Here is a 24,969-nt window from a genome sequence, read left to right as displayed (position 1 = left end):
TAGTGATTCATACGCCCGACTGAGCAAAGTTTCCATACGAAATAAAGGACCAGCGAGGGCGCGTGTCAATTTATGAAATATCCGGGGTGAATCAGAAGCGGACCATGACGCCGCCATGCGCGGCGATCAGCGCGGCGAGCTTGTCGTAGAGCGGCTCGCCGCTCTTGGTGTCAATCCAGCCGCTGCCCTGCGGCTTGAAGTGAAAGCCGCCCGAGCGCGCAGCAACCCAGATTTCGCGCGCGACGCCGTGGCGGTTGATGATGATCTTGCTGCCGTCGTCGAGCTCGACCTCGATGATGCCGTCCGCAGGCGTCTCGAAATCCAGATCGGCGTCTTCCAGCGCCTGTTCGATGTGGGCCAGTGTTGCCGTGGCGGCCTGATTGAATTCGGCCTCGCCTGATTCGCTTGTCGTCATGATGTCCCGTGCTAACATTTCGCGCATGAAACTGCGCACCTTATATATAGTGTCCCTGTTGCTGTGCGGGCTCGGTCTGACTGCCTGCGGCTCCAAGGGTGACCTGTATCTTCCCGAAAATCCTCCCGCACCGCAACGGACGTCCAATTGAACACCCTGCATCGCATTGATGGCCGCCTCCATCTGGAAGGCGTGGCGCTGGACACGCTTGCCGAACGATACGGCACGCCACTATATGTCTATTCCCGGCAAGCGCTCGAATCCGCCTACCAGGCTTACAGCGACGCGTTTGCCGCCACCCCGCACCTGATCTGCTACGCGGTCAAGGCCAATTCCAGCCTGGCGATTCTGAACGTATTCGCCCGGCTCGGCGCCGGCTTCGACATCGTCTCCGGCGGCGAACTCGCCCGCGTGCTTGCCGCCGGCGGTGACCCCGGCAAGGTCGTTTTTTCCGGCGTCGGCAAGACCGCGGACGAGATGCACGCTGCGCTCGAGGCCGGCATCCTCTGCTTCAACGTCGAGTCGGTCAGCGAGTTGCATCGGTTGAACCGTGTCGCGAGCGAGCTGGGCAAGGTCGCGCCGGTTTCGTTTCGCGTCAACCCCGACGTCGACCCGAAGACGCATCCGTATATCTCCACCGGGCTCAAGGAAAACAAGTTCGGCGTGCCGATTGCCGACGCCCCTGCGCTCTATCGCCTGGCCGCCAGCCTGCCGCATCTGCAAGTCACCGGCATCGACTGCCACATCGGCTCGCAGCTGACCGACCTGTCGCCGCTGGCCGATGCGGCCGACCGCGTGCTGGCGCTGGTCGACGCGCTGGCGGCCGAGGGCATCGCGCTGCATCACATCGACCTCGGCGGCGGTGTCGGCATCCGCTACCACGACGAAACGCCGCCCGACCTCGCCGCCTATGGCCGCACGCTGGCGGCACGCTTTGCCGGCCGCCGCGAGAAACTGCTGCTGGAACCGGGCCGCTCACTGGTCGGCAACGCAGGCCTGCTGCTCACCCGCGTCGAGTACCTGAAGCCGGGTGAAGACAAGAATTTCGCCATCGTCGACGCAGCGATGAACGACCTGATGCGTCCCGCGCTGTATGAGGCGTATCACGAAATCGTCGCCATAGACGAACGTCCAACCCCCGCGAAGCGCTACGACATCGTCGGTCCGATCTGCGAAACCGGCGATTTTCTTGGCTTTGCGCGTTACCTCGCAATCGAGGAAGGCGACCTGCTGGCACTGCTTTCTGCGGGTGCCTACGGCATGAGCATGGCGTCGAACTACAATTCACGCCCGCGGGCGGCCGAAGTTCTGATTAACAGGAATGAAATTTATCTCATCCGCGAACGCGAAACGAAAGACAGTCTGATGGCTGGAGAACGGCTTGCTGATTGACTTTAATCGACATATACCAGGCGTAGATATTTCCAATTATTAGTATCGGATCGATACATTTTGCTTGACTGCGACATTTTTTATCGAAATATCTTCGCCGGTACTTGACTATTCGTTGTACCCCCAGCAAAAGTAACTAGAATGAGGCTCACCAAGCGGAGCCTCGGTATCACCCGTGTTTAGCGGGTTTCGGGTAAGTTGGTTGCCTGTCGGTACCACGCTTTGGAAGTGCAAATTCTGACTGCACGTGGCTTCAAGCTGTAGTGATAAGTGAATGTGTTCAACTTCTAAGGAGTGTTTAAATGGCAACAGTAAAAAAACCCGCCGCCAAACCGGTGGCCAAAAAGGCAGCAGCCAAACCCGCTGCTAAATCCACCGTCAAGAAGGTAGCAGCCAAGCCAGCAGCTAAAAAGGCCGCCGCTAAACCCGTCGCCAGGAAGGCCGCTCCGGCCAAAAAGGCAGTCGCCGCCAAAAAACCGGCAGCCAAGCCCGTCGCTAAAAAGGCCGCCGCTAAACCCGTCGCCAGGAAAGCTGCTCCGGCTAAAAAGGCAGTCGCCACCAAAAAACCGGCAGCCAAGCCCGTCGCTAAAAAGGCCGCCGCTAAACCGATCGCCAGGAAAGCTGCTCCGGCTAAAAAGGCAGTCGCCACCAAAAAACCGGCAGCCAAGCCCGTCGCTAAAAAGGCCGCCGCTAAACCCGTCGCCAGGAAAGCTGCTCCGGCTAAAAAGGCAGTCGCCACCAAAAAACCGGCCGCCAAGCCCGTCGCTAAAAAGGCCGCCGCTAAACCCGTCGCCAGGAAAGCTGCTCCGGCTAAAAAGGCAGTCGCCGCCAAAAAACCGGCCGCCAAGCCCGTCGCTAAAAAGGCCGTTGCCAAACCGGTCGCCAAGAAAGCTGTTCCGGCCAAGCCGGCAGTCGCCGCCAAAAAACCAGCAGCCAAGCCCGCAGCCAAAAAGGCCGCACCCAAGCCCGTTCCGGTCAAGCCGGCTGCACCTGCAGCTGCGCCTTCCCCCGCACCGGCCGTTTCGGTCATCAAGCCTTTCGGGCTCTAACAGGTCGGGCACTGCCCAATCTGAAACGGGGGCCTGGCCCCCGTTTTTTTATTGCCGCAATGGGTGGCTTGCCCCCCGTTTCAATTGCGCCGTCCGGCGCCGCGCGCCAGCGCTTTTCCAATTGGGAATCTGGCCGGCGCGAAGCGATTGCGGGCAGTCTGCAGCAAGGTCACGCACCACGGCAGGCGCATGGCCAGCAGCACGATGAGTACCGTCCCGTAGATCAGCGGTTCAGTGAGGTCTTTCTTCACCAGCCACAGGTAATGGATCACCCCCAGCAGGGCAATCAAGTAAACCAGGCGATGCAGCAACTGCCAGCGTCGCCCGAGGCGGCGCATCATGGCATGGGTCGAGGTCATAGCGAGCGGGATGAGCAGCACAAACGCGGTGAAGCCGACTGTGATAAAGGGCCGTTTGACGATGTCCCGGGCGATGGCCGCCGGATCGAAGAACTGATCCAGCCAGATATACGTGACGAAATGCAGGCCTGCATAAAAGAAGGTGAACAACCCCAGCATGCGCCGGTAACGGATCAGGTCGGCGCGCCCGCTCAGTCGTCGCAGCGGAGTGACGGACAGGGTCAGCAGCAGCCCGACCAGCGTCCAGATGCCGGTGGAACGCGTGATGAACTCGATCGGGTTCGCCCCCAGACCGTCGCTTCCGCCCAGAAAAACCAGCCGTGCCAGCGGCAACAGACAGATGCCAAAAATCCAGAATTTCGGGTTGCGCAGGGCTGCGCCCATCAGAAGAACTTTTTCAGGTCCATCCCGCGATACAACTGGGCGACCTGGGCGCCGTAACCATTGAACATCAGCGTGTCGCGCTTGCGAAACTCGCCGATGCGGCGCTCCTTCGCCTGGCTCCAGCGCGGATGGTCGACCTCTGGATTGACGTTGGAATAGAAGCCGTATTCCCGCGGCGCCGCATGCATCCAGGCAGTGAGTGGCGGCTTTTCAACGAAGCGGATTTTGACGATCGACTTGGCGCTCTTGAAGCCGTACTTCCACGGCACCACCAGCCGGATCGGCGCGCCGTTCTGGTTCGGCAGCACTTCGCCGTAGAGCCCGACCGCCAGCAGTGTCAGCGGATGCATCGCCTCGTCCAGCCGCAGACCTTCGACATACGGCCAGTCGAGCACGCGCGAACGCTGCCCCGGCATCTGTTTGGGGTCGTTCAAGGTCACGAACTCGACGTATTTGGCATTGCCGGTAGGCGCGGCACGGCGGATGAGTTCGCTGAGGGGAAAACCCACCCACGGAATCACCATCGACCAGCCTTCCACGCAGCGCATCCGGTAAACACGTTCTTCCAGCGGCGCGAGTTTCAGCAGCGTGTCGATGTCGTACATCCCGGGGTTGCCCACCTCGCCCTCGATCGCCACCGTCCACGGACGGGTTTTCAGGCTGCCCGCGTTTTTGGCTGGATCGCCCTTGCCGGTGCCGAATTCATAGAAGTTGTTGTAGGTGGTGACGTCCTTGTACGGTGTTTTGTCCTCGTCCAGCGTGTAGGCGCCGGCGCGAACGCCAGCCAGTTTGACGCCGGCCCCAGCATCGGGCGCCGCACCCAGGGCTGCGCCCGCCGCCAGCACCCCCAAGCCCTGCATGAAGCGGCGGCGTTCGCGGTATATCTCGGGCGGGGTGATTTCGGATGGGAGGATGTCGGCGGTTTGACGTAGCAGCATGGCTGAGTCCTAATTAAAAAGGGGCATATCAAAACAGTCTGGGCACGCACGCAATCCTTACATACCCGCACTACAAGTTGACCCCGGCGCGCGGTTTTTGTTTCACGCCGGAACTGCTAGGGTGCGCACCTATCGTACGTCTTTGTTCTTTTTGCGGAATCCGTCATGCGCGCCCTGCTCATCCTGCTGTTCGTACCGTCACTCGCCTTTGCCCAGGCGGGCGGCCCGCCCTTCATTCCGGTCAACATGATGACAGTCGCCGCCACCCCGGTGTCGAATACGGTCAACGCCGTGGGCGCGCTGATTGCCGAGGACAGCGTGGTGCTGCGCCCGGAAATAGACGGCCGCATCGACAAGCTGCTGTTCAAGGAAGGCCAGCCCGTCAAAAAGGGCGCGGTGTTGGTGGTGCTCGATTCCGCCGAGCCGCGCGCCCGCCTGGCGGCTGCCCAGGCCGACCTCAAGCTTGCGCAAAGCCGCTACACGCGCAGCGAGGAACTGGTCGCGCAGAACTTCATTTCGCGGCAAGCGCTCGACGAGGCGCGCGCCAACCTCGACATCCTGCGCGCCCGTCTGCGGCTGGAACAGGTGGCGCTCGACAAGACGGTGATCCGCGCGCCGTTTGCCGGCGTCGTTGGCTTGCGACAGGTCAGCCCCGGCGCCTATGTCGGCAAGGGCGACGACCTGGTGCGGCTGGACGCGCTCGGCACCCTGAAACTGGAAGTGCCGGTGCCCGAAACCGCGTTGCCGCTGGTGCGCATCGGCCAGTCGATCAACCTGACCGTCGACGCGCTACCGGGGCAACGTTTCAGCGGCACCGTGCACGCCATCGATCCGGTGGTCGACCCGGTCAGCCGCAACGTGCGGGTGCGCGCGCGCATTGCCAACCCCGCCGGCACGCTCAAGCCCGGCATGTTCGTCCGCGCCACTGCGGACCTCGGCGGCAGGACCCACGCCATCCTGCTGCCCGAGCAGGTCATCGTGCCGCGCCCGGACGGCAGCTATGTGTTTCTGGCCGTCGACGGCAAGGCCGAACTACGCAAGGTCGTGCTGGGCAAGCGCGAACCCGGCCGGGTCGAGATCGTCTCCGGCGTGCAGGCGGGCGACACCGTCGTCCTCGACGGCCAGATCAAGCTGCGCCCAGGCGTGCCGGTGGTCACGCTCGAACAGGCGGCACAGATGATGAAGAACATGCCGGCCGGCAAGCGCTGATCCGAGTCCACCGCAAAGACTGACCCATGATCCTGAATACCTCACCACAGAGACACAGAGGCACAGAGATGCTTCTGCAAACAATGGGACATCGACTTTCTTGTAATCAACCGGTGGGAGACGCAGGAAAGCGATACACCCGATTGATTTTTCTCTGTGCCTCCGTGGTTCAACTGGGGTTTTTAGGATGATCCTCTCCGACATTTCCATCCGCCGCCCGGTGCTGGCCACCGTAATGAGCCTGCTCATCATCCTGGTCGGCCTGATTGCCTTCGACCGCCTGCCGGTACGCGAATACCCCAACATCGACGCCCCGGTGGTGTCGGTGCGCACGGTCTACCCCGGCGCCTCCGCCGAGGTGATGGAAAGCCAGATCACCAAGCCGCTGGAGGATTCGCTGTCCGGCATCGAGGGCATCCGCACCATCAAGTCGGTGAGCCGCGAGGAAGTCAGCCAGATCACGGTGGAATTCGTGCAGTCGCGTGACCCCGAAGCCGCCGCCAACGACGCCCGCGACCGCGTGGCGCGAGTGCGCGGCCTGTTGCCCAGCGAGGCGGAAGACCCGGTGGTGGCCAAGATCGAGGCCGATGCCCAGGCCATCATCTGGCTGGCGTTTTCCAGCGACCGCCAGTCGGCGCTGGAAATCACCGACTACGCCGACCGCGTGGTGGCCGATCAATTGAAGACCCTGCCGGGCGTGGCCTCGGTCATCATCGGCGGCGAGCGCCGCTACGCCATGCGCATCTGGCTCGACCCGGCCCGTATGGCGGCGCTGGGGGTGACGGTGCAGGACGTCGAGACCGCGCTCAGAAGCCAGAACACCGAGCTGCCCTCCGGCCGCATCGAAAGCCAGACGCGCGAGTTTTCCGTGCTGGCCCAAACCGACCTCAAAACCCCGGCCGAATTCGAGCGCGTCATCATCCGCGACAGCAGCGGGGTGCTGGTGCGTCTGGCCGACATCGGCCGCGCCGAAATCGGGGCCGAGGACGAACGCAACATCGTGCGGGTCAACGGTCGCGCCGCCGTGGGTCTCGGCATCGTCAAGCAGTCGACCGCCAACACGCTGGAAGTCGCCCGCGCGGTGAAGGCCGAACTGCCGCGCCTGGAAGCGGCACTGCCGGAAGGCATGCAGCTCAAGGTCGGCTTCGACAGCTCGATCTTCATCGAAAAGTCGATCGACGCCGCCTACACCACCATGCTCGAAGCCATGGTGCTGGTGGTGGCCGTCATCTTCCTGTTCCTGCGCAACTGGCGCGCCACGCTGATCCCCTTCGTCACCATTCCGGTGTCGCTGATCGGCGCCTTCATCTTCCTTTATTCGATGGGCTTCACCATCAACGTGCTGACCCTGCTGGGGCTGGTGCTGGCGATCGGTCTGGTGGTGGACGACGCCATCGTCATGCTGGAAAACATCTACCGCCACATCGAGAACGGCGAGCCGCCGTTCGAGGCGGCAATCAAGGGCGCTAAGGAAATCGGCTTCGCGGTGGTGGCGATGACGCTGACGCTGGTCGCGGTGTTCGCGCCGCTGGCCTTCGCCGAGGGCAACACCGGCAAGCTGTTCACCGAATTTGCCCTGACCGTGGCCGCTGCCGCGCTGGTGTCGGGCTTTGTCGCGCTGACGCTGACGCCGATGATGGCGAGCAGGATGCTGCGCCACGAAACCCGCCACGGCGCGTTTTTCAACTTCGGCGAGCGCATGCTGAACGGCCTCAACGGTGGCTATGTCCGCGGCCTCACCCGCGTCGTGCGGCACCCGCTGATCGTTGCCGGCGTCTTCGTGCTGGTCGCGGTCGCCGCCTTCGGCCTGCTGAAATCGCTGAAATCGGAACTGGCGCCGACCGAAGACCGCGGCTTCTTCATCGGCTTCATGCTGGCGCCCGAAGGCTCGACCCTGCAGTACACCGACCAGTACGCGCGCCAGCTCGAGGGCATCTATCAGAACGTGCCGGAGGTGAATACCGCCTTCGTCGTGGTGGCACCTGGCCTGGAGCGCCCCAACCCGGTCAACACCTCGCTGTCGTTCGTCATGCTGAAGCCGTGGGAGGAACGCAGCCGCAGCCAGATGGACATCACCGCCAGCCTCGGCCCGCAGATGTTCATGGGCATGCCGGGTGTGCTCGCCTTCCCGATCAACCCGCCCTCGCTCGGGCAGAGTTTCCGCAACCCACCGCTGCAGTTCGTGGTGCAGGCGCCGAGTTACGCCGAACTCGACACCGCAGTGGAGGCGCTGATGGTCAAGGTGCGGGCCTACCCCGGGCTGGCCAACGCCGACACCGACCTCAAGCTCAACAAGCCGCAGCTCAAGGTCGACATCAATCGCGACAAGGCCGCGCAAATGGGCGTCGGCGTCGACACCATCGGGCGCACCCTGGAAACCCTGCTCGGCGGCCGCGAAGTCACCCGCTTCAAGCAGGCGGGCGAACAGTACAACGTGGTGGTCCAGCTCGACCCCGACGCGCGCGCCACGCCGCAGGATCTGACCGCACTGTATGTGCGCGGCAGGGAGGGCAGCCTGACGCCGCTGTCCAACCTGGTCGTCGTCACCGAAACCGTCGCGCCGAAGGAGCTCAACCACTTCAATCGCCAGCGCGCGGCGATCATTTCGGCCAACATCGCCCCCGGCTACACCCTGGGCGAAGCGCTCGCCTTCATGGACCAAGCGGCGGCCGACGCGCTGCCGCCCGGCACCCACACCGCGCTCGACGGCCAGTCGCGTGAATTCGGCGAATCCGGGAAGACGCTCGCCATCACCTTTGCACTGGCGCTGATCGTGATTTATCTGGTGCTGGCAGCGCAGTTCGAAAGCTTCGTCGCCCCCTTCATCATCCTGCTGACCGTGCCGCTCGCCGCCACCGGCGCGCTCCTGGCGCTGAAGCTCACCGGCGCCACCCTCAACGTCTACAGCCAGATTGGGCTAATCATGCTGGTCGGCCTGATCACCAAGCACGGTATCCTGATCGTCGAATTCGCCAACCAGCTGCGCGACCGCGGCAAGCCCAAGGTCGAGGCGGTAATCGAGGCGGCCAGCCTGCGTCTGCGGCCGATCCTGATGACCACCGCCGCGATGGTGCTGGGCGCGGTGCCGCTCGCCATCGCCACCGGCGCCGGGGCGGAATCACGTTCCCCGATCGGCTGGGTCATCGTCGGCGGTCTGCTGCTCGGCACCCTGCTGACGCTGTTCGTCATTCCGGTCGCCTACACGCTGCTGACGCGCGAACGCCGTACCACCATCATCTCGACAGCGTCGCTCGAACCCAACCCGGAATGATGAACTCGCCCACGGCCCTGACGAAGCTTCGTCAGGGCCGCGTCGGCGTCAATTCATCAAGCCGTCAAACCCGCCTGATTTAATGCGGTTTTCCACGCCATCCGGCGACACGGGAGACTGGCATGAACTCTGCTGATTACCTTGCAAAGACAACGCAAGGAGAGACCGACATGATCGAACTTGAACCCGGCAACACCCTGGATATCAGCCTGAAAGAAGATGCCCAGGGCCGCGACCGCGTGGAGGTCACGCTCCAGTCACCAGGGTGTTCGCTCAACCTCACCCCGCACCAGGCGCGGGTACTGGCGACCGAGCTCATCATGGCGGTCAACCGCGCCGAAGTGCGCAGCAACCTCAAGCACAGCCAGAACGTGGTGCGCGACGCCCCGCCGGCCGAGCACAGGCGCGGCCTGTTCAACCAGGCTTTTGCCAAATAAGTTTCAAGGCCAGCCGGCTTCGACTGGACCTGGGTAGCGCCCAGCCAGGCTGAACTACCCATACCAAGCCTCCGTTTGTCGGAGGCCCGCCATCCGTGATACGGTGGCACTCAGGCGCGAGGATTCGTCCTCGCGCCTTTTTATTTTTTATTTTTCGCAGGAACCCGCATGGCCGTCATCGAACTCACCCAGGACAACTTCGAATCCACCATCAACGGCAACGACGTCGTCGTCGTCGACTTCTGGGCCCCGTGGTGCGGCCCCTGCCGCGGTTTTGCGCCGATTTTCGAAGCCGCGGCCGAGAAGCGCGCCAACATCGTCTTCGCCAAGGTCAACACCGAAGTCGAACAGGAGCTGGCCGGCTACTTCCAGATCCGCTCCATCCCCACCTTGATGGTGTTCCGCGAACAGGTCATCCTCTATTCCGAAGCCGGTTCGCTGCCCGTCAGCGCGCTCGATGCGCTGATCGATCAGGTGATGGGACTGGATATGGCGCAGGTTCACAAGGATATCGCCGAACAGCAGGCGCCGGATCAGGCCTGATTCAACAGTAGTTGCCGTAGCAGCGGCAAGGTGATCGGGCGCCGCGTTTCGAGACTGAAACGGTCCAGCGCCTCCAGCACCCGCAGCAGGCTCTGCATGTCGCGCGCGGTGTGGTTCAACAGATAGTCCGCCACCTGGGAGTCCAGCCGGAACCCCAGGGTTTCGGCGTGCTGGCTCAATGCGGCGCGCTTTTCGGCGTCGTCCAGGGCCTGCAGCTGAAACACCAGGCCCCAGCCCAGCCGGGTCTGCAATTCCGGCATCACCGGCAATTCGGCCGGTGCCACATTCCCCGCCGCCAGCCACAACCCACCCGCCTCGCGCACCCGGTTGAATGCGGCAAAGCCGGCGTGCTGCTGCGCCCCGCTCCATGCCTCCACCTGATCCGCAATCACCGCCTGCGCGGCCTGCTGCCCGCTGAAGTCGACCGTCATGCCGCGCGCCTGGCAGGCGTGCGCCCAGGCAGCCAGCAGATAGCGCTTGCCACTGCCCGGCGCGCCCCACACATAGACCATACGCTCGGCCGCGCTGCCGTCGAGCATGGCCGTAAGCTGCGCCATCAGCTCGACATTGCGCCCCGCCACAAAGCGGGCGAGTTCGGGCCGGGCGGGGGGGCGGATATCGAGAAGCAGCTGTTGCATAGGGGCGCAAGGATAAGGCAAAAGTCCCGATCCACTCCAGAAAAACCCGGGCGCCGCCAGGTGAAAACGCCTACCGCACGCAGCTATACTTGGCGTTTCCGCTTTGATGTCCGAGCCGCCCGATGAGCCCTGCCTTTCCCGTTCCGGTCAGACCCGTGATCCAGCAGCCGCCGATGGTGGAGGAAGTGCTCGATGACGCCGAGCGCGAAACGTTGAAAGCGCGCATCAAGACGCTGATGAAACAGCAGGATGCCGTCCTGGTCGCGCATTACTACACCTCGGCCGACCTGCAGGATCTGGCCGAGGAAACCGGCGGCTGCGTGTCGGATTCACTGGAGATGGCGCGCTTCGGCCATGCCCACCCGGCGAAAACGCTGATTGTCGCCGGGGTCAAGTTCATGGGCGAGACCGCCAAGATCCTCAACCCGGAAAAGCGCGTCATCATGCCCGACCTCGGCGCAGAGTGCTCGCTCGATCTCGCCTGCCCGGCGGACGAGTTCACCGCCTTCTGCGACGCCCATCCGGATCGTGTTTCGGTGGTTTACGCCAACACCAGCGCAGCGGTGAAAGCACGCGCCGACTGGGTGGTCACCTCCGGCATCGCCGCCAAGATCGTCAAATACCTGCACCAGCAGGGCCACAAGCTGCTGTGGGCGCCGGACCGCCATCTGGGTGATTACGTGCAGCGCATCACCGGTGCCGACATGCTGCTGTGGCAGGGCTCGTGCGTAGTGCACGAGGCGTTCAAGGCCGAGGCGCTGAAGAAACTGCGCACCGAGCACCCGGATGCCGCGGTGCTGGTGCATCCCGAGTCGCCCGAAGCTGTGATCGCGCTGGCCGACGTGGTCGGCTCGACCACCCAGCTGATCGAGGCGGTGCGCACCCTGCCCAATCCCGAATTCATCGTCGCCACCGACAACGGCATCTTCCACAAGATGCACGCGGCCGCGCCCGGAAAGATCCTGCTGGAAGCGCCGACCGCAGGCGAGGGCGCCACCTGCACCTCGTGCGCACACTGTCCGTGGATGGCGATGAACGGCCTGAGAAAGCTCGTCGCCGTACTGGAGAACGGCGGAAACGAAATCCATATCGAGGAAAGCATCCGCGCCCGCGCCCGGCTGTCGATCCAGAAAATGCTGGATTTCGCCGCCGCCGAGAAGGCGGGGCATATCCAGTTGGGAGATTAAGGTGGCTGGAGCCAGCCTGCTCGCGCTGATCGACGACATCGCCACCATCCTCGACGATGTGTCGGTGATGACCAAGGTCGCGGCGAAAAAAACCGCCGGTGTGCTGGGCGATGACCTTGCGCTGAACGCCCAGCAGGTCGCGGGCGTGAAGGCCGAGCGCGAACTGCCGGTGGTGTGGGCGGTTGCCAAGGGCTCGCTCGTCAACAAGGCGATTCTGGTGCCGGCGGCGCTCGCCATCAGCGCCTTCGCGCCATGGGCGGTGACCCCGCTGTTGATGCTGGGCGGCGCGTTTCTCTGTTTTGAAGGTTTCGAGAAGCTGGCGCACAAATTCCTGCACCGTGAGGAAGCCGCGGCCCATCGTACCGAACTTGCACAGGCGGTGGCCGATCCGGAGATCGATCTGGTGGCGCTGGAAAAAGACAAAATCAAGGGCGCGATCCGCACCGATTTCATCCTCTCCGCCGAAATCATCGTCATCACCCTCGGCACCGTCGCCGCAGCGTCCTTCGGCAAACAGGTCACCGTGCTCGCAGGCATCGCATTCGTCATGACCGTCGGCGTCTACGGCCTGGTCGCCGGGATCGTCAAGCTCGACGACGCCGGGCTCTACCTCAGCCAGCGCCCCGCCCGCTGGGCTCGCGCGCTGGGGCGCCGCATCCTCGCGGCTGCGCCGGTTCTGATGAAAAGCCTTGCAATCATCGGCACTGCGGCGATGTTTCTCGTTGGCGGCGGCATCCTGGTCCACGGCGTGCCGGGCACGCATGATCTGGTCAACGCCGTCACTCAGGCTGCAGAATCCCTGCCGGCGATCGGCGGTGCACTGGCTGTGCTTGTCCCCCTGTTGATCGATGCGCTGGCAGGCATCGTCGCGGGCGGGCTGGTTCTGGGCGGTGTGACGGCCGCCCGGCGTCTGTTCCGGTAATCCGGTCGCCTTATTTCTGGAAAGGCTGGATCAGCTTACGCACCGTGTCGTAGGCGGGGTCATCGACCACGACGAAGCCATCATAGGACTTGTCGAACGCTTCCAGCGTGGCGGCCTGCTCGGGGGTGCTCTTGTTCAGCGCCAGCAGCGCGTCACGCAACTGCTTTCGCACCGCCACCGGCATGCCGGGGTGCACGGCAAAAATGTACGAAGGCAACGGCGCGGTACTGCCCACCACGACAAGCCCCTTGCTCTTGAACTCGTCGGCGATGGAATCCTTGAGGATGCCGCCGTCAAAATCACCCGCCAGCACCGCCTTGGCGATGTTGTCGTAATGCTTGAGGTAGGCAAAGGCCGAAAAGTCGCCGGATTTCAGCCCCATCGACTCGACCGCCGCCCGTTGCAGCAAGGCCTTTTCATCGCCAAAGGCAAAGCGCTTGCCCTTGAGCCCTTCCGGCGAGCTGATGCCCGATCCGGCCTTCACGCCGATCACCAGGGCGAAGTGTGGTCGTCCGCCTGCGGTGGGCGCGACCAGCGGGATCACCCCGTATTTCTTGCGCGCCTCGATATAGGCCACCGGCGTGAGGTAGGCAATCTGTGTCTGGCCGGTGCCCAGATCGTCCACGGCCGAGCCCAGGTTCGGCGATGGCCGGAAGCGGACATTGAGATTGGTATTCAGTGCCAGGTGATTGGTCAGCGCACTCATGCGCTTGATCATCTCGACCGGAATGTCCATGGCTACCGACCCCATGGTCACCCCGGCAGCTTGAGCACTCGGGGGGGTTGCAGCCCAGGCGGACGCAGACGACACCCCCATCAGCAGCGCGGCCAGCAGGCCCTGAAATACCCGTTTCGGTTTCATGATGATGCTTTCTCCTGGGAAAGACTTGCTTCGGAATACACACAGTAACGGCCACGCCCACCATGCTTGGCCTGATAGAGGGCTTTATCGGCCGCATAGTAGAGTTCCTGAGGGGTGCTCATGGACGCGTCGTACTGTGCAATGCCGATACTGAGGCCGATATTCAGCCGGAACCCATCGTAGTCAAACGCATGCGCCCGCACACCCTCCATCAGGATCTCGACGAACCGTTCGGCCTGCTCGGTATTGGTGTGATACAGCACGATGCCGAATTCGTCGCCGCCGAGGCGCGCAGGCACATCGGACTTGCGGACATGCAGGCGCAAAAGGGTGCCGATATCGCGCAACACCTCATCCCCCGCGCCATGGCCATGGCTGTCGTTGATCAGCTTGAAGTGGTCGATGTCGAACAGCACCAGGGTGATCTCTTCCGCGAAACGCTCGGACTGATGGAACATCCGTGACAGGGTTTCATCAAATTTGCGCCGGTTGGGCAGCTCGGTCAGCCAGTCGGTCGTGGCCATGGTGCTGAGCAAGTCGAGCGCATTCTCAAGCTCCAGGGTGCGCCCGCCCAGCTGGAGGTTCTTGTCCCGCAGCTCCTGGTTGGCCAGGTCGATCTTGCTATGCAACTGGCGGTGATAATTGGCGAGCGATTTGTTCAGGGTATTGAATACCGACACCAGCCGCCCGATCTCGTCACGGCTTTTCACCTCCAGATCACGGGCGACGAACGAGTCGCCCTTTTCCATCGCTTCCTCCATCGCCATCGTCAGCTTGCGGATCGGCGAGACGATGCCGCTCGCGGTGAACAAATAGACGATCAGGCCGAGAATCGCGCCGAAGATGAGCTGTTCGATGAAGACGCGCCAGTAGAGGTCGTTGAGCGCCGTTTCCAGCGCTTCGGTGGAAACATCGACAATCGTGCTGCCGATGGTCTGGCCGTCGAACACGACAGGGGATTCGAAACGCTTGTATGCCCCGGCCGTCTCCCCGCTGGCCTGGGTCATCACGCGATCATTCTGGTTACGGATGATGACGCGGGTCACGTTGGCCTGCCGCGCGACATTGGCGGCGAGAATTTCCAGATTGCCATAGTCGTATCCGGCAACCAGGGAGGCCGCGCCGGAGGCGGTGGCATTGGCTACGCTCTGACCCGACTTGTCGATCAGTTCGTTGAGTGGGCCGCGCTCGTTCTGGACCCGGACCACGCCAATGGTGGCCGACGTGATCAGCACGCCTGCCAAGACGTAGCCGAGGAGCTTGGTACTCAAACCAACCTGCAAGTCGATCTCCTGAATATTATTAGTAGTCGCGCGGCAATCTTTTACCGTTGTACGTTTATCGGCTTGCCCGGCAAAAACTGAAGTATCGAAAACCAATGTACCAATCAGGGTCGGGCGCATTGCCACAACCCGGCCTGCCCGCCCGAAACAAAGCCATATCCCGTAAAATACCGGCTTTGAAGCAAATGGATTCGGCATCGCCCGGGCGACGTCCGAACACACCCAGCATGTCAACACGCCTGCGCGAAATCCCCTACAACTACACCTCGTTTTCAGACCGCGAAATCGTCATCCGCCTGCTCGGTGTGGATGCCTGGGGCGTACTCAACACGCTGCGCGCCGAGCGCAGGACGGGGCGCTCGGCGCGCATGCTGTTCGAGGTGCTGGGCGACATCTGGGTGGTGCGGCGCAACCCCTACCTGGAAGACGACCTGCTCGACAACCCCAAGCGGCGCCAGATGCTGGTCGAGGCGCTGCGGCATCGCCTGCACGAGATCGAGGTGCGGCGCCAGGACAGCGGGGCCGTTGTCGCTTCTGGCGAGGGCAACGAACTGGTCGGCCAGTTGCTGGAAGCCGCCGCACGCGCGGTGCGCGAATTCGAGGCCTGGTTCGCCGACACCGCCAGTCTGCGCGCGCGCGTCCGGCGCCGCCTGGCCGGGGTAACGCGCCGCGACAACATCGGGTTCGACGGCCTGGCGCGCGTCTCGCATGTCACCGACGCGACCGACTGGCGCGTCGAATATCCGTTCGTGGTGCTGACCCCGGACACCGAGGCCGAGATGGCCGGGCTGGTGGCCGGGCTGATCGAACTGGGGCTGACCATCATCCCGCGCGGCGGCGGCACCGGCTACACCGGCGGCGCGGTGCCGCTCACCGACCAGGCTGCGGTCATCAACACCGAAAAACTCGAAGCGATGAGCGCAGTGGAGATGACCCACCTGCCCGGCGTCGAATTCGAGGTGCCGACGATCCACTGCGGCGCGGGGGTGGTGACCAAGCGGGTGATGGATGCGGCCGACGCCGCCGGCCTGGTGTTCGCGGTCGACCCGACTTCGGCGGACGCCTCGACCATCGGCGGCAACGTGTCGATGAACGCAGGCGGCAAGAAGGCCGTGCTGTGGGGCACCGCGCTGGACAACCTGGTGTCGTGGCGCATGGTCACCCCCGACGCCGACTGGATCGAGGTCACCCGGCTCAACCACAACCGCGGCAAGATCCACGACGTGCCCTCGGCCACCTTTGAAATCCGCCGCTTTGCCGCCGACGGCAAGACACTGAAAGGCTCGCCGGAAATTCTCCTCATTCCCGGCAGCCGCTTCCGCAAGATCGGGCTCGGCAAGGACGTCACCGACAAGTTTCTCTCCGGTCTGCCCGGCATCCAGAAGGAGGGCTGCGACGGCCTCATCACCTCGGCGCGTTTCATCCTGCACCGGCTGCCCGCACACACCCGCACTGTGTGCCTGGAATTCTTCGGCCACGCCTCCGAGGCCACCCCGGCGATCGTCGAAATCAAGCAGTATTGCGACGCCCACGCCGACGTCCTGCTCGCCGGGCTGGAGCACCTCGACGCGCGCTACGTCAAGGCGGTCGGCTATGCGACCAAGGCGCCGCGTGCCACCCGTCCGAACATGGTGCTGCTGATCGACGTGGCGTCCGACCATGAAATCGCGGCGGGCGAAGCCGCCTCGCACATCGTGCGCATCGCCAACGCGCGCGGCGGCGAAGGCTTCATCGCGGTGTCGGCGGACGCGCGCAGGAAATTCTGGCTCGACCGCGCCCGCACCGCCGCCATCGCGGCCCACACCAACGCCTTCAAGATCAACGAGGACGTGGTGATTCCGCTGCCGCGCCTGGGCGACTACACCGACGGCATCGATCGCATCAACATCGAACTGTCGATTACCAACAAGCTCAAACTGCTCGACGCGCTGGCTGAGTTCTTCGCCGCGCCGCTGCCGCTGCTGGAAGACGACGAGACCGTGGCCGATCCGGTGCAGGTGGAGGACAAGCGTCAGCGCGCGCTGGCATTGATCGACTCGGTGAAAACACGCTGGCAGGGCTATGCGGGCGACCTCGACGCGACACGCCCGCCGTCCGCGGAGGGAAGCGAGGCCCCCCTCACCGTTTTCACCGCGCTGCGCGACAAGCACATCCGCGTGTCGTGGAAGCGCGAAGTCCGCCGCGAGCTGCACCAGCTGTTCATCGGCCGCGAATATACCCGGGTGCTCGAGGCCTGCGACCGCATCCATAAAGAGGTGTTGAAAAGCCGCGTGTTCGTCGCCCTGCACATGCACGCCGGCGACGGCAACGTGCACACCAACATCCCGGTCAACTCCGACGACTACGCCATGTTGCAGGCCGCCAACGCCGCAGTTGCGCGCATCATGGCGCTGGCGACTGAACTCGGCGGGGTGATTTCGGGCGAACACGGCATCGGGCTGACCAAGCTGGAATTCCTCGACGACGCCACCATCGCGAGCTTCGCCCACTACAAGAACAAGGTCGACCCCACCGGCCGCTTCAACAAGGGCAAGCTCTTGCCCGGCGCGGATCTGCGCAATGCCTACACGCCATCGTTCGGTCTGCTGGAAGCCGAGTCGATCATCCTCGAAGCCTCCGAGACCGGGGCCATCGCCGACTCGATCAAGGACTGCCTGCGCTGCGGCAAGTGCAAGCCGGTGTGCAACACCCATATCCCGCGCGCCAACCTGCTGTACTCGCCGCGCAACAAGATCCTCGCCACCTCGCTCCTGATCGAAGCGTTTCTGTACGAAGAGCAGACCCGGCGCGGGATATCCTTGAAGCACTTCGACGAATTCGGCGACGTCGCCGACCACTGCACCATCTGCCACAAGTGCAAAAACCCCTGCCCGGTCGACATCGACTTCGGCGACGTCTCGATCGCCATGCGCAACCTGCTGCGCAAGCAGGGCAAGAAGAAATTCAACCCCGGCACCTGGGCGTCGATGGCATTTCTGAATGCAACCGATCCCGCCACCATCAAGGCGCTGCGGAAACCGCTGATCGAATGGGGCTACGCCGCGCAACGCACGGGGCACACCCTGTTCAAGCGCATGGGGCTGATCCAGGCGCAGACGAAAAATCCGCCAGCCAGCCTGGGCAAGCCCAAGCTCGTCGCGCAGGTCATCCATCTGGTGAACAAGCCGATGCCGGGCGGGCTGCCGAAGAAAACCTCGCGCGCGCTGCTGGGGCTGGAAGATGCCTCGATTGTTCCAATTCTCCGCAACCCGGCCAAGCTGTCCGACGATGCCGACGCGGTGTTCTACTTCCCGGGCTGCGGCTCGGAGCGGCTGTTCTCGCAAGTCGGCCTTGCCACCCAGGCGATGTTGTTCGAACTCGGCACTCAGACCGTGCTGCCGCCCGGCTACCTGTGCTGCGGCTACCCGCAGACCGCAGGCGGCCAGGCCGACAAGGGCGAGGCGATCACCGCGGCCAACCGGGTGCTGTTCCACCGCGTCGCCAACACGCTCAACTATCTCGACATCAAGACCGTGATCGTGTCGTGCGGCACCTGCATGGACCAGCTGCTGAAATACGAATTCGAGAAGATCTTCCCCGGCTGCCGCCTGCTCGACATCCACGAATACCTGATGGAAAAAGGCGTGAAGCTGGAAGGCGTCAGTGGCGAGAAATACCTCTACCACGACCCCTGCCACACGCCGATGAAGACCCACGCGCCGATGAAAGTCGCCAATGCGCTGCTCGGTGGCGGGGTTGCTTTGTCCGACCGCTGCTGCGGCGAATCCGGCACGCTCGCCGTCACCCGCCCAGACATTTCCACCCAGATCCGCTTCCGCAAGGAAGAGGAAATCCGCGCCGGCATCAAAGCGCTCGGAACAGGCAATCAGACAGTGAAGCTCCTCACCAGCTGCCCGTCGTGCCTGCAGGGACTGGCACGCTACAGCGACGACACGAACACCGAGCCGGATTACATCGTGATCGAACTGGCGAAAAACCTGCTGGGGGAAAACTGGATGACGAACTACCTCGCCCGCGTCGGCAACGGCGGCATCGAGCGGGTACTGCTTTGAGCTGTCCACTGTGTGACGCACCCGGTGGCACGCTGCTGTGGCAGGACGAGTTCTGCCGCGTGGTGCGCGCCGACGAGCCGGACTACCCCGGCTTTCTGCGTGTCATTCTGAATGCCCACGTCAAGGAAATGACCGACCTGCCGGCCGCCGATCAGCAAGCCCTGATGCGCGTGGTGTTCGCCACCGAAGCCGCGCTGCGCGGGGTGATGGCGCCCGACAAGGTCAACCTTGCCTCGCTCGGCAACGTGGTGCCGCACCTGCACTGGCATGTGATTCCACGTTTTGCGGATGACCCGCATTTCCCCAACCCGGTGTGGGGCGCGAGACAACGCGATACGCCGCATGCCGTGCCGCCCGATCTGGACGCGCTGCTCGCCGCTTCAATCCTTGCCTATCCGGTTTGTTGCCAAAGTGATTGAGCGTACCCAAAGCGGTATTGGCCTTCGTAGGGCGGAAAAGCGAAGCGCATTCCGCCGAATGTGGGTCGCTCATTCGGCGGATAACGCTGCGCTCATCCGCCCTACAGGGGATTGGTTTTGGCAACAAACCGGATAGGCAAGCTTCAACCTGGAAACCGCAGTTGGACGCGCCCGATGGTGCGTCTGGGCGTGTGTCTGCCGCATACGATTCCACTATGGGCTTCAGCCCATAGTGGATCGGAGTCCTTTGCGGTCAACTGCGGTTTTTAGGTTGAATCCACCCGCAAGGGTAGGCCGTGGTTCTAAAGCCGCTAAAGCATCAAGAACCACGCTCCACCCGCAAGGGGTAGGCCGTGGTTCTAAAGCCGCTAAAGCATCAAGAACCACGCTCACCCTGCGGCTTGTCCCTGCCCCGGAAACGGAATGACGGTAGCGGAAGGCGGGGCCGTCATCAGGCGCTGCGCGGGGAAGACCACAGAGAAGGTGCTGCCCTTGCCGGGAATGGACTGGATGTCCAGCCGCGCGCCGTGGCGGGTGAGGACGTGCTTGACGATGGCAAGCCCGAGTCCGGTGCCGCCGGTTTCGCGCGAGCGGCTACGGTCGACGCGGTAGAAGCGTTCGGTCAGGCGCGGAATGTGTTCGGCGGCGATGCCTTCGCCGCTATCGGTGACGGAAAAAATGCCCTCCCCATCACGCTCGCGCCAGGTCAGCGTGATTTCGCCGCCATCCGGGGTATAGCGCACGGCGTTCGACACCAGGTTGCCCAGCGCGCTGCGGATTTCCTGCAGGCTGCCTTTCAGCCAGGCGCTGCTGTCGAGCTGCAGGCTGACGCGATGCCGCCCATGGCTTAGCGACTCCGCTTCGGATTTCAGTGCGTGTGCCAGTTCGGCGACATTGACGGGCTCGTCTTTTAGCGTGTCATCGGTGCTTTCCAGGCGCGACAGGGTCAGCAGGTCATCCAGCAGATGCTGCATGCGCCGGGTGTGATCGAGCATCAGGTCGAAATAGCGGCGCGATTCGCCAGGTGGCAGGTCGGGCGCATCGGCGAGGGTTTCAACGAAGCCGCCGACCACGGTCAGCGGCGTGCGCAACTCATGCGAGACGTTGGCGATAAAGTCGCGCCGCATGGCATCGACCCGCTCGAGGTCGGTAATGTCGCGGGCGACCAGCAGTTTCTTGCCTACACCAAACGGCACCAACTGCAGCGACAGGGTCAGCTCGCGGTTGATTGGCGATTTGCATACCAGCCGACGCGAATAATCGGCGGCGTCGAGAAAATCCAGAAAATCCGCCTGCCGCATCAGATAGCGGATGAACTGGCCGCGGTCGCGCTCGCAGTCCAGCCCCATGTATTTGCGCGAGGCGGGGTTGCACCAATCAATCTGCTCGTTGTCGTTGAGGATGACCATGCCGTCGGGCACCGCCATCGCGGCATGCTCGAACTGTTCGAGCGCGTTGGAGAGTTCGCTGCGGCTGGCTTTCTGGCGGCGCTGAAGTCTTTCGAGACGATAGAATATATCGCCCCAGCTGCCGGCGGCGTCGGGCGGGGTGACTTCATCAGGGTTTTCCAGCCAGCGCGACAGGCGGTATTCCTGCCACAGGCGGCGCAGCATGACATAGGCCTGGATGCCCGCCAGAAAACCCAGCGCAGCCACCCAACCGGAGGCCGCCCATAAAACCAGCGCCACCAGCATGACGCTGGCCAGCACGCCGAGCGGACGCCACCAGAAACCCATGTTGACCTAACCCAATGAAACCAAGGTGGGCGGATTATCCCACTTCGGCCGAAAAGCGGTAGCCCGATCCGCGCACGGTCTGGATCAGTTCGGCGTGGCCGGACGGCTCCAGCGCCAGGCGCAGGCGGCGAATGTGGACATCGACCGTGCGCTCTTCCACAAACACATCGTCGCCCCACACCTGGTCGAGCAGCTGGGTACGCGAATAGACGCGCTCGGGGTGGGTCATGAAGAAATGCAGCAGGCGGAACTCGGTCGGCCCCAATTCCAGCGGCTGGCCATTGCCCACTACCCGGTGGCTAGCGGGATCGAGCCGCAGGCCGTTGATTTCCACCAGGTCGTCGGTCATCTGCGGCGCGCGGCGGCGCAGCACGGCCTTGATGCGCGACACCAGCTCGCGCGGCGAGAACGGCTTGGTGATGTAATCGTCGGCGCCGCTATCCAGCCCCATCACCTTGTCGCGCTCTTCGCCGCGCGCGGTCAGCATGATGATGGGGATCGGCTGGTAGCGTTCATCGCTGCGCAGGCGGCGGCACAGGTCGATGCCCGACATGCCGGGCAGCATCCAGTCGAGCAGGATGACGTCGGGCAGCGTGGTCTTGAGGAATGTCAGCGCGTGCTCGGCGTCGCCGGCGGCAGTGACCTGATGCCCCGCCTGAGTCAGGTTGAACTTGAGCAGCTCCTGAATCCCGGGTTCGTCTTCGACCAGCAAAATATTGGCAGCCATGGTGACTCCAGCTTTATTGAATGTTGGCCATCCTATGACAGCAGTATGACTGATTTATGACACCACTAAACTTCCCACGAGTCCTTGCCAGCCGTGCACTGGTAGAATTCGCGGGTTCCCATTCCGCCCCGTCTGCCATGGATAAAACCACCCATTTCGGCTACCAGCAGGTCGCCGAATCCGACAAAGCTGCCAAGGTGGCCGAGGTCTTCCATTCCGTCGCCGCGCAGTACGACCTCATGAACGACCTCATGTCGGCCGGCCTGCACCGGTTGTGGAAGCGCTTTGCGGTGGCGCAGGCGGGTCTGCGGCCGGGCATGAAGGTACTTGACGTGGCGGGCGGCACCGCCGATCTGACGCGCCTGTTCCTGAAAGAAGTCGGCGCAACCGGCACCGTGCTGCTCACCGACATCAACTTCTCCATGCTGCGCGAAGGCCGCGACCGCATGCTGAACGAGGGAAAAGCGCCGCCCACCGTGCAGTGCGACGGTGAGCGGCTGCCGTTTCCCGACAATTATTTCGATTGCGTGTCGGTGGCCTTCGGCCTCAGGAACATGACGCACAAGGACCAGGCGCTGGCCGAGATGCACCGCGTGCTGAAACCCGGCGGGCGGCTCTTGGTGCTGGAGTTTTCCAAGGTGTGGAAGCCGCTGGAACCGGCCTACGACCTATATTCCTTCAAGCTGCTGCCGCTGATGGGCAAGCTCGTCGCCCAGGATGCCGCCAGCTACCAGTACCTGGCCGAGTCGATCCGCATGCACCCGGGGCAGGAAGCGCTGAAGACCATGATGGAGGCGACCGGCTTTGCCAAGGTCAGCTATCACAACCTGACGGCCGGCGTGGTGGCCCTGCACAAGGGTTTCAAGGTTTGATCTCGCTTGGTTTAATCACGGCGGCCCTTTTCGAGCGCAGCCTCAATCACCTGCTGCTGCAGTCGCCCGGCGCGACCGAGGCGCTGCGCCGTCACGCCGGGCGCAGCGTGCGCTTCGATCTCACACTCGCCCAATACGACTGCCGCATCGCTGACGACGGCTGCTTTTCCGAGGCGGCGGTCGGCACGCCAGACGCCGTCATCCGCCCCACCCCCGCGCTCGTCGCCCGCTTGCCGTTTTTCGGCCGCGAGGCGTGGCGTTTTGCCGAATACAGCGGCGATCCCGCGCTGCTCGCCACGCTCGACCGCGTGTTCAAACAGTTGAACTGGGACGTCGAAGCCGACCTCGCGCCGCTCGTTGGCGACATCGCCGCGCATCGCCTGCATGCATTCGGGCGCGACGCCCTCGCCGACCTCGCCCACACCTTCTCCGCGCTCGGCCACAACGCCAGCGAATACATGGTCGAGGAAGCCGAACTGATGGCGCGCGGCGTTGATGTCGCGCGCTTCAATCATGGCGTGGATCAGCTTGCCGACGATGCCGCACGGCTGGATGCCCGCCTGCGCTTGCTGGAAGCAGGCCACGCATGAAACTGAAAAAACCAGTTGCACCACAGAGGCACAGAGGAAAAACAAAGCCTTGCACTGCCAGGGCGGATCACCCGCCGGACGAGCGCCAACCGGCTGACGGGTCATTGATGGATTGTCTTTCTCTGTGCCTCTGTGCCTCTGTGGTGAGGAATTTAGAATGAAACTGCTGCGCCTCGCCCGCATTCTGATCGTCGGCCTGCGCTTCGGGCTGGAGGAATTCTTCCTCGGCCACGAGCGGGTGCACCCGCTGCGCTGGCTGGTGCGCACCACGCTGTTCTGGCGGACGCTCTCCGAGCCGCGCGGAGTACGCCTGCGCCGTGCGCTGGAGGCGCTGGGGCCGATCTTCGTCAAGTTCGGGCAGATGCTGTCGACCCGGCGCGATCTGGTGCCGCTCGACATCGCCGACGAACTCGCCCAACTGCAGGACCGGGTGCCGCCGTTCCCCTCCAACCAGGCCGTCGCCACGCTGGAGAGGCTGTACAAGAAACCGCTGGCCGAAGCGTTCGCCGAATTCGATGCCACGCCGATCGCTTCCGCCTCGGTGGCGCAAGTGCATTTCGCCCGCTTGCACGACGGCACCGCCGTCGCGGTGAAGGTGCTGCGCCCCGGCATCGCGCCGGTGATCGCGCACGACGTATCGCTGCTCTATGCGGCCGCGACTCTGGTCGAGAAACTGTTTGCTGACGGCCCTCGGCTGCGCCCACGCGAAGTGATCGCCGAGTTCGAGAAGCACCTGGAAGACGAACTCGACCTGATGCGCGAAGCCGCCAACTGCTCGCAGTTGCGGCGCAATTTCAAGGATTCGCCGCTACTCCTGGTGCCCGGGGTGTACTGGGATTATTGCGGCCACGACGTGATGGTGATGGACCGCATGGACGGCATCCCGGTGAGCCAGATCAAGCGTCTGCGCGAATCCGGCGTCGACCTGCCGCAACTCGCCGCCACCGGCGTCGAGATCTTTTTCACCCAGGTGTTCCGCGACGGCTTCTTCCACGCCGACATGCATCCCGGCAACATCCTGGTGCGCCCCGGCTCCGAGCAGTACATCGCGCTCGACTTCGGCATCATGGGCACGCTCACCGAGGTCGACAAGCAGTACCTTGCGCGCAACTTCCTCGCCTTCTTCCGCCGTGACTACAAGGGGGTGGCGCTGGCACACCTGGAATCCGGCTGGGTGCCGGCCGACACCCGCATGGACGAACTCGAGGCCGCAGTACGCGCGGTGTGCGAGCCGGTGTTCGACCGCCCGCTGAAAGACATTTCCTTCGGCCGCGTGTTGCTGCAGCTGTTCCAGGCCTCGCGCCGCTTCAACGTGGAAATCCAGCCGCAGCTGGTGCTGCTGCAAAAAACCCTGCTCAACATCGAAGGCCTCGGCCGCCAGCTCGACCCCGAACTCGACCTGTGGAAAACCGCCAAGCCGTTTCTGGAACGCTGGATGAACGAACAGCTCGGCTGGCGCGCGCTGGTAAAGAACCTGCAGACCGAAGCGCCCAAATGGGCGGCGCTGCTGCCGCAGCTGCCGCGCCTGGCGCACCAGGCCTTGAACGAAAACCGGCTGGCCCAGCTGGAAACCGGCCTCACCCTCATGCTGCGCCAGCAGCACGCCCGCAACCGCTGGCTCGGCATCATCGCCGGCCTGCTCGCCGTACTGGCGGCCGCCACCCTTTATTTCAACCTGCGATAA

The 24,969-nt window shown here is 63.5% G+C and carries 22 protein-coding genes; 13 read left to right on the top strand and 9 right to left on the bottom strand.

Annotation, left to right across the window (positions count from 1 at the left end; all coding sequences use genetic code 11):
• Positions 1-91: 91 nt before the first annotated feature.
• Positions 92-442 (bottom strand): iron donor protein CyaY, encoded by a 351-nt coding sequence (gene cyaY / locus ABW22_RS05675; protein ID WP_059753021.1) that lies wholly within the window; start codon positions 440-442, stop codon positions 92-94.
• Here cyaY and lptM point away from each other — a divergent pair.
• Together lptM and lysA are read left to right on the top strand one after the other, a co-directional pair.
• Positions 414-566, top strand: coding sequence for an LPS translocon maturation chaperone LptM (gene lptM, locus ABW22_RS18415; protein WP_414640727.1), 153 nt, complete (start codon positions 414-416; stop codon positions 564-566). The two genes, cyaY and lptM, sit on opposite strands and share 29 nt — an antisense overlap.
• Complete coding sequence (lysA, locus tag ABW22_RS05670) at positions 563-1,807, top strand: diaminopimelate decarboxylase (RefSeq protein WP_059753018.1); 1,245 nt, start codon at positions 563-565, stop codon at positions 1,805-1,807. Before lptM ends, lysA begins: the two co-directional genes overlap by 4 nt.
• 298 nt (positions 1,808-2,105) lie before the next feature.
• Here lysA and ABW22_RS17950 read toward each other — a convergent pair whose 3' ends face one another.
• From ABW22_RS17950 to msrP, 3 genes are all read right to left on the bottom strand, one after another.
• Complete coding sequence (locus ABW22_RS17950; protein WP_237763240.1) at positions 2,106-2,786, bottom strand: hypothetical protein; 681 nt, start codon at positions 2,784-2,786, stop codon at positions 2,106-2,108.
• A gap of 150 nt (positions 2,787-2,936) precedes the next feature.
• Positions 2,937-3,599, bottom strand: a complete 663-nt coding sequence (locus ABW22_RS05660) for a sulfite oxidase heme-binding subunit YedZ (protein ID WP_059753016.1) — start codon at positions 3,597-3,599, stop codon at positions 2,937-2,939.
• The gene (msrP, locus tag ABW22_RS05655; protein WP_059753013.1) at positions 3,599-4,537 is read right to left on the bottom strand and encodes a protein-methionine-sulfoxide reductase catalytic subunit MsrP; all 939 of its coding nucleotides are present in this window, start codon (positions 4,535-4,537) and stop codon (positions 3,599-3,601) included. Before msrP ends, ABW22_RS05660 begins: the two co-directional genes overlap by 1 nt.
• A gap of 165 nt (positions 4,538-4,702) precedes the next feature.
• Between msrP and ABW22_RS05650 the strand changes: the two genes are divergently transcribed.
• From ABW22_RS05650 to trxA, 4 genes are all read left to right on the top strand, one after another.
• Positions 4,703-5,746, top strand: coding sequence for an efflux RND transporter periplasmic adaptor subunit (locus ABW22_RS05650; protein WP_059753010.1), 1,044 nt, complete (start codon positions 4,703-4,705; stop codon positions 5,744-5,746).
• A 187-nt stretch (positions 5,747-5,933) separates the two neighbouring features.
• On the top strand, positions 5,934-9,017 hold the full coding sequence (locus ABW22_RS05645) for an efflux RND transporter permease subunit (protein WP_059753008.1): 3,084 nt from the start codon (positions 5,934-5,936) through the stop codon (positions 9,015-9,017).
• 170 nt (positions 9,018-9,187) lie between these two features.
• Entirely contained in the window at positions 9,188-9,454 is a 267-nt protein-coding gene (locus ABW22_RS05640; RefSeq protein ID WP_059753005.1) for a hypothetical protein, read from the top strand.
• A gap of 168 nt (positions 9,455-9,622) precedes the next feature.
• The gene (gene trxA, locus ABW22_RS05635; protein ID WP_059753002.1) at positions 9,623-9,997 is read left to right on the top strand and encodes a thioredoxin; all 375 of its coding nucleotides are present in this window, start codon (positions 9,623-9,625) and stop codon (positions 9,995-9,997) included.
• Here trxA and hda read toward each other — a convergent pair.
• Positions 9,988-10,635, bottom strand: coding sequence for a DnaA regulatory inactivator Hda (hda, locus tag ABW22_RS05630; RefSeq protein ID WP_059752999.1), 648 nt, complete (start codon positions 10,633-10,635; stop codon positions 9,988-9,990). The genes trxA and hda overlap by 10 nt on opposite strands.
• Before the next feature lie 122 nt (positions 10,636-10,757).
• Here hda and nadA point away from each other — a divergent pair, with 122 nt between their 5' ends.
• Positions 10,758-11,822 (top strand): quinolinate synthase NadA, encoded by a 1,065-nt coding sequence (nadA, locus tag ABW22_RS05625; RefSeq protein ID WP_059752997.1) that lies wholly within the window; start codon positions 10,758-10,760, stop codon positions 11,820-11,822.
• Between the two features lies 1 nt (position 11,823).
• Positions 11,824-12,744 carry a DUF808 domain-containing protein gene (locus tag ABW22_RS05620; RefSeq protein ID WP_059752995.1) on the top strand — a complete coding sequence of 307 codons (921 nt, stop codon included), beginning with the start codon at positions 11,824-11,826 and terminating at the stop codon, positions 12,742-12,744.
• 10 nt (positions 12,745-12,754) lie between these two features.
• Here the strand turns inward: ABW22_RS05620 and ABW22_RS05615 are convergent, their stop codons facing one another.
• Together ABW22_RS05615 and ABW22_RS05610 are read right to left on the bottom strand one after the other, a co-directional pair.
• Complete coding sequence (locus ABW22_RS05615) at positions 12,755-13,606, bottom strand: PhnD/SsuA/transferrin family substrate-binding protein (RefSeq protein WP_082708556.1); 852 nt, start codon at positions 13,604-13,606, stop codon at positions 12,755-12,757.
• The gene (locus tag ABW22_RS05610; protein WP_162264471.1) at positions 13,603-15,009 is read right to left on the bottom strand and encodes a sensor domain-containing diguanylate cyclase; all 1,407 of its coding nucleotides are present in this window, start codon (positions 15,007-15,009) and stop codon (positions 13,603-13,605) included. The genes ABW22_RS05615 and ABW22_RS05610 overlap by 4 nt, the downstream gene beginning before the upstream one ends.
• A gap of 107 nt (positions 15,010-15,116) precedes the next feature.
• On the opposite strand from ABW22_RS05610, the gene ABW22_RS05605 reads away from it, so the two are divergent.
• Both ABW22_RS05605 and ABW22_RS05600 read left to right on the top strand, forming a co-directional pair.
• Positions 15,117-18,941 carry a DUF3683 domain-containing protein gene (locus ABW22_RS05605; protein ID WP_088178758.1) on the top strand — a complete coding sequence of 1,275 codons (3,825 nt, stop codon included), beginning with the start codon at positions 15,117-15,119 and terminating at the stop codon, positions 18,939-18,941.
• Positions 18,938-19,360: an HIT family protein gene (locus tag ABW22_RS05600; RefSeq protein ID WP_059752981.1), complete on the top strand. Its 423-nt coding sequence runs from the start codon at positions 18,938-18,940 to the stop codon at positions 19,358-19,360. Before ABW22_RS05605 ends, ABW22_RS05600 begins: the two co-directional genes overlap by 4 nt.
• A 389-nt stretch (positions 19,361-19,749) precedes the next feature.
• On the opposite strand, the gene phoR is transcribed toward ABW22_RS05600, so the two are convergent.
• Complete coding sequence (gene phoR / locus ABW22_RS05595) at positions 19,750-21,096, bottom strand: phosphate regulon sensor histidine kinase PhoR (RefSeq protein WP_059752979.1); 1,347 nt, start codon at positions 21,094-21,096, stop codon at positions 19,750-19,752.
• Between the two features lie 34 nt (positions 21,097-21,130).
• A complete protein-coding gene (gene phoB, locus ABW22_RS05590; RefSeq protein ID WP_059752977.1) occupies positions 21,131-21,823 on the bottom strand; it encodes a phosphate regulon transcriptional regulator PhoB in 693 nt (230 codons plus the stop codon).
• A 137-nt stretch (positions 21,824-21,960) separates the two neighbouring features.
• On the opposite strand from phoB, the gene ubiE reads away from it, so the two are divergent.
• From ubiE to ubiB, 3 genes are all read left to right on the top strand, one after another.
• On the top strand, positions 21,961-22,695 hold the full coding sequence (ubiE, locus tag ABW22_RS05585) for a bifunctional demethylmenaquinone methyltransferase/2-methoxy-6-polyprenyl-1,4-benzoquinol methylase UbiE (protein ID WP_059752974.1): 735 nt from the start codon (positions 21,961-21,963) through the stop codon (positions 22,693-22,695).
• Positions 22,692-23,285, top strand: a complete 594-nt coding sequence (locus ABW22_RS05580; protein WP_237763239.1) for a ubiquinone biosynthesis accessory factor UbiJ — start codon at positions 22,692-22,694, stop codon at positions 23,283-23,285. Before ubiE ends, ABW22_RS05580 begins: the two co-directional genes overlap by 4 nt.
• A gap of 157 nt (positions 23,286-23,442) precedes the next feature.
• Entirely contained in the window at positions 23,443-24,969 is a 1,527-nt protein-coding gene (gene ubiB / locus ABW22_RS05575) for a ubiquinone biosynthesis regulatory protein kinase UbiB (protein WP_059752971.1), read from the top strand.

It is taken from the genome of Thiobacillus denitrificans, from assembly GCF_001530125.1.
GTDB classification, from domain to species: Bacteria; Pseudomonadota; Gammaproteobacteria; order Burkholderiales; family Thiobacillaceae; genus Thiobacillus; species Thiobacillus denitrificans_C.
Note: the sequence above shows the minus strand (reverse complement) of the source record. Positions and strands in the feature narration are given on the sequence as shown.